Source organism: Vreelandella hamiltonii (assembly GCF_014651775.1).
Classification (GTDB): Bacteria; Pseudomonadota; Gammaproteobacteria; order Pseudomonadales; family Halomonadaceae; genus Vreelandella; species Vreelandella hamiltonii.
Genome location: NZ_BMXN01000047.1, coordinates 1 through 5,081 on the forward strand (window position 1 = coordinate 1; position 5,081 = coordinate 5,081).

General features: G+C 50.9%; 4 protein-coding genes. 3 read left to right on the forward strand and 1 reads right to left on the reverse strand.

What is annotated here, in order from left to right; genetic code table 11:
• Positions 1–24: 24 nt before the first annotated feature.
• Positions 25–1,845 carry an IlvD/Edd family dehydratase gene (locus IE091_RS18180; RefSeq protein WP_422822546.1) on the reverse strand — a complete coding sequence of 607 codons (1,821 nt, stop codon included), beginning with the start codon at positions 1,843–1,845 and terminating at the stop codon, positions 25–27.
• Between the two features lie 218 nt (positions 1,846–2,063).
• On the opposite strand from IE091_RS18180, the gene IE091_RS18185 reads away from it, so the two are divergent.
• The 3 genes from IE091_RS18185 (at position 2,064) to IE091_RS18195 (ending at position 5,038) form a co-directional block, all read left to right on the forward strand.
• Positions 2,064–3,140, forward strand: a complete 1,077-nt coding sequence (locus tag IE091_RS18185; protein WP_189464307.1) for a TRAP transporter substrate-binding protein — start codon at positions 2,064–2,066, stop codon at positions 3,138–3,140.
• Between the two features lie 74 nt (positions 3,141–3,214).
• Positions 3,215–3,805, forward strand: coding sequence for a TRAP transporter small permease (locus tag IE091_RS18190; protein ID WP_189464308.1), 591 nt, complete (start codon positions 3,215–3,217; stop codon positions 3,803–3,805).
• A gap of 3 nt (positions 3,806–3,808) precedes the next feature.
• A complete protein-coding gene (locus IE091_RS18195; RefSeq protein WP_189464309.1) occupies positions 3,809–5,038 on the forward strand; it encodes a TRAP transporter large permease in 1,230 nt (409 codons plus the stop codon).
• The last annotated feature ends 43 nt before the right edge of the window (positions 5,039–5,081 follow it).

Below are 5,081 nucleotides of genomic sequence, written 5' to 3' on the forward strand. Positions count from 1 at the left end.
CGCATTGCCACACGCTACGATAAGTTAGCAAGCAGCTTTAGGGCGATGGTATGCGTGGCATGCATAGACCGCTGCCTGCGAGCTAACTTTTCGTACAAAGCCTAGTGTCATGCCTCTATCCAGTGGTTCGACCATGCTGCGCTGAATCTCCTGCCAAGGCGTTTGGTGGCCAGGGTAGCGGTAGCCGCCTTGCTGCGCCAAACGCGCACGACGCGCTTCTAGCTCGCTCGTTTCGATCAGTAGATGTACCTCGAATCTTTTGAGATCAACTCGCAGCCAGTCGCCGCTTTCCAACAGCGCCAAGCCCCCACCCGTGGCGGCTTCTGGAGAAGCATTAAGAATCGATGGAGAACCAGAAGTACCCGATTGACGGCCATCCCCCAAGCACGGAAGAGACTCGACCCCCTGTTTAATCAACGCCTCAGGTGGCTGCATATTGACTACTTCGGCCCCGCCGGGGTGGCCCACTGGGCCAGCCCCACGCATAACTAAAATGGTACGTGCATCAATATGTAGTGCGGGGTCATCAATACGAGCGTGGTAGTCCTCCGAACCGTCAAAGACGACGACTTTACCTTCAAAAGCATCAGGATCGTCAGGATCACTCAGGAAACGTTCGCGAAAATCTCGCGAGATGACGCTAGTTTTCATTAACGCCGAGTCAAATAGATTTCCTTTGAGATTGAGAAAGCCCGCATGATTCACCAATGGGGCGTTATAGCGACAAATTACATTGGAGTCTTGAGTTTCGCGGCCCTGTAGATTATCGCCTATGGAGCGGCCATTGACCGTCAGCGCATCGCCATGAAGCTTACCGGCGGCCTGAAGCTCATAGAGGATCGAGGGGACGCCCCCAGCGCGATAGAACTCTTCACATAAGAAGGCACCTGCAGGCATCACATTGGCCAGCAGCGGGATTTCATGGCCCAGTCGCTGCCAATCATCATTGTCCAGCTTGACTCCCGCATGACGGGCAATGGCATTAATGTGCACAGGAGCGTTGGATGAACCACCCAGCGCCGAGCAAGCAACGATGGCGTTTTCAAAGGCTTCGCGGGTCAAAATATCCAATGGACGCAGGTCTTCCCACACCATATCTACGATCCTAGCACCAGTGTCGTAGGCCACCATCGCACGTTCTTTGTACGGAGCTGGAATCACTGCAGACCCCGGTAGACTCATGCCTAGCACTTCAGCCAGGGAGTTCATCGTTGAAGCAGTGCCCATCGTATTGCAGTGCCCAACGGAAGGTGCCGAGTCGCTGGCCCGTGAAAGGAATTCAGCGTAGTCGATGTCTCCTGCGGCTAGGCGTTTGCGCAACTCCCAGATGATGGTGCCTGAACCTACACGTTCAGCTCCTCGCCAGCCATTAAGCATGGGCCCACCGGACAACACGATAGCAGGAATATTCACCGTTGCCGCCGCCATCAATGCCGCTGGTGTGGTTTTATCGCACCCCGTCGTTAACACCACACCATCCAGTGGGTAGCCGTGAAGTACCTCAACGATACCTAAGTAGGCGAGATTACGATCTAAGGCAGCGGTCGGCCTACGTACATTCTCATGGATTGGGTGCATAGGAAACTCAAACGGTACACCTCCTGAGGCACGAATACCGTCTTTCACGCGCTTGACCAAATCAATGTGGTGGCGGTTACAGGGAGTGAGGTCAGACCCAGATTGGCAAATGCCAATAATAGGCTTACCGCTGGTCAGTTCATCAAGGGTCATACCGTAATTGAGATAGCGTTCGATGCATAGCGCGGTCGTGCCAGGGTGATCCGGGTTATCAAACCAATAGCGTGAACGCAATTGATCAGACATTACGCGATGCAAATTAGCCATGGTTCCGCTCCACGCTTGAGGTAGGTGTAAAAATGTTTTTAGGAACGGTACTCCTTCTCGCCGACCTCGTCGACACATACAAAAGTATATGTTGAACATACAGAGAAAAAGTTAGACATTGTTTTGTGGGTTTAAACAACAACAACGGTAAGCCACGCTGCATTTCGCTTGATCATCCTCAGTAAAGTGCGCTGCAGCACGCCAGGAGAGTGAAGATTATGCATTATCTTTGGAAACACACCTTGTTAGTGACCGGAGCCACGCTACTCAGCTCAGGAATCGCTTATGCTCAGACACCTGATCTTTCGGCCCCGCCTTCCATTGAAGGCGCAGTCGTCAGTGACCATGGCAATGTCACCCTGCGCATGGGCCTTGGTTTGGCCGAAAGCTCGCCCCAGTACATCTCGAGCCAATACTTTGCAGATATTCTCGACCAACGCAGTGAGGGGCGCATCAGCGTCAATATCTTTCCTAACAGCCAGCTTGGCGATGACGTGCAGATGATGGAAATGCTACAAACCGGCACGTTGGACATGACCTACCCCTCCTCTTCCCCAGCGACCAGCTACGTTTCAGAGCTAGCCGTTTTCGATCTACCTTTCTTACTTCCGACTCGTGAAGCGGCCATTGAAGCAATGCGCAGTGATGTCGCTCAAGAAATGCTAGATGCGTTTGAGGGTACCGGCCTGAAAGCTTTAACGTTCTCTGAAAACGGCTTTCGACAGCTTTCCAATAGTTCCAGGCAGGTCTCATCGCCTGAAGACGTAGCAGGATTGGACGTTCGCGGTTTGTCAGTACGTACGATGGAGAATCCTGTTCATTTAGCTATCTGGCAAGCCCTTGGGGCCAACCCAACCCCCATGGCTTTCGGAGAGCTGTTTTCCGCCATGGAGCAAGGTGTTGTCGACGGGCAGGAAAACCCTTGGAGCACTATTCTGACGTCGAATTTTCATGAAGTTCAGGATTACGGATCAGAAACACGCCATGTCTATACACCATTTATCATGATGATTTCTGAACGCACGTGGAATCGCCTAGCCCCTGAATACCAGGCGCTTATACACGAGGCTGCTCTGCAATCAGCTGACTATGAAATACAACTTGCTAGCGAGTACGATGACTGGGCCAGAGACCAACTAGAAGAACGTGGCATGCAGATCACACGGCTTGATGATTATCAAATTGCAGCCTTTCAGGCAGCTGTCCAACCGGTTTATGAAGAGTGGGCACCGCGCATTGGTGAAGACCTAGTTACTGAATTCCAGCGTATCGCTGAATCAACAATGGCTGAATAAACCATTTCTAGTGAAAGATTAGGCAAGAGGCAGGAATCTCTTGCCTGATTGTTATTTGCTGTTGCGGAGAGCACATGGACATACCAAATACCCCCGCTCCCGATACCACAGCTTTTCTCGATGACCCTCAGCGTAAGCCGTTGGAAATCGACACAGAACAGCGTCGTGGCCCTGCATTATTTCGCTGGCTAACCATGGGGATGGAGCATGTCATCGCTGCTCTTCTGGTGGCATTGATTTTTTCAGTATCTGCCAATGTTATCGGACGAGCTATTTTAAACCATTCTCTTCCGTGGGCTGATGAACTTGCTCGCATGCTGTTTATTTGGCTAATTTTCGTGGGCGCTGCCGCAGCTTTCGCGCGCTATGAGCACATCGCTGTGGATATTCTCGTGCACAAGTTACCCCCTCGCGCCGCTCATATACTCTACTTAATTCAACACTTGGCAATTGCCAGCTTGATGGGAGTCATTATTTGGGGTGGCTTTTTGGTGATGTCAAGAGCATCGGGGCGTACCGCAATTCTTGGTGTGCCATGGAACTTGGTAAATATCTCGCTCGTACTATGTGCCACCTTTATTGCCACAGTCGCGATTTGGCGTGCTTGGCAGAGCGTACAGCAAATACGCTCACCTAGTGCAATACCCACCACCGGAGACCGTTAGACCATGCTATGGATATTTCTAGGTATTCTTTTTTCTTCTCTAGCATTAGGACTTCCCATTGCCTTTGGCTTGGGAATTGCTGCCGTAGTAATGGCACTGATTTCGGACATCCCATTATCCATTATGATTGAACAGTCGATTCGAGGAGTTAACAGCTTTCCTCTACTGGCGATTCCATTCTTTATTTTGGTCGGAGAGGTCATGAGCAACGGCGGTATTGCACGCCGTTTGATGGAACTAGCTGGCGCCATGGTAGGGTTTATTCGCGGCGGTTTAGGTCAAGTAGCGATCACTGGCTCCATGTTTTTCGGCGGCATTAGTGGTTCAGCCGTTGCTGATACAGCAGCGACTGGAGCAATGATGATTCCCTCAATGAAGCAACAGGGTTACACCGCACCTCAAGCAACTGCGATCAATACTGTCTCATCAGTGATTGGAATTATTATACCTCCATCTATCCCATTGATATTATTTGGAATTGTGACTGAAACATCAATTAGCCGTCTGTTTATTGCGGGTATTGTGCCAGGTATATTGATCGCTCTTGCACTGATGGCGACGACTTTTATTATGGCCACTATTGGCCAGGCGGGTCAGACCCGTCAATTCCGCCTTGATGTACTTTGGGAAGCATTCAAAGCGGCTTGGCTTGCACTAGTCTTGCCGGTTATTGTGATTGGCGGCATCATCGGCGGCGTTTTTACCGCCACCGAAGCCGCCGTAGCAGCACTGCTTTATTCTCTTTTTATTTCACTGGTGGTTTATCGAGAGTTTCATATCCTTGAACTATGGGGCATGCTGATTCGTACTGCTCGTTTGACTGGCATGGTCTTGCTCCTGCTGGCATTTGCCACGGTCATCGCATGGTTCTTAACCATCAACATGGTACCACAAACATTGGTTCGCCAAGTACAAGCAATTACCGAAGATCCTTTTATGTTGCTATTGATCGTTGCGGGCTTGTTGCTGTTAGTGGGATTTGTGATGGATTTGACCCCAGCCATGGTAATCATGGCTCCCATGCTAACGCCAATCGTAACATCGGTAGGCGTTGATGCAGTATACTTTGGTGTATTGATGGCCTTTATTCTTGGCATTGGCCTGTTAACCCCACCTGTAGGCACTTGCCTATACGTCGGCTGCGGAGTCGGCAAGGTCTCTATGGAACAGCTTCCTGAATCCGTGAAGCCGGCGCCGACACTTTCCCTATCACCGCCAGCGAGCACTTTTTGATCATTCGCCCCGTGCAAGTTGGCTTTCGCAAGCCCGTTATTGC

Bases quoted from the DNA above. Each gene is read 5' to 3' on its own strand.
- IE091_RS18180 (WP_422822546.1), bottom strand. From the start codon at position 1,845: ATGGCTAATTTGCATCGCGTAATGTCTGATCAATTGCGTTCACGCTAT.
- IE091_RS18190 (WP_189464308.1), top strand. From the start codon at position 3,215: ATGGACATACCAAATACCCCCGCTCCCGATACCACAGCTTTTCTCGAT.
- IE091_RS18185 (WP_189464307.1), top strand. From the start codon at position 2,064: ATGCATTATCTTTGGAAACACACCTTGTTAGTGACCGGAGCCACGCTA.
- IE091_RS18195 (WP_189464309.1), top strand. From the start codon at position 3,809: ATGCTATGGATATTTCTAGGTATTCTTTTTTCTTCTCTAGCATTAGGA.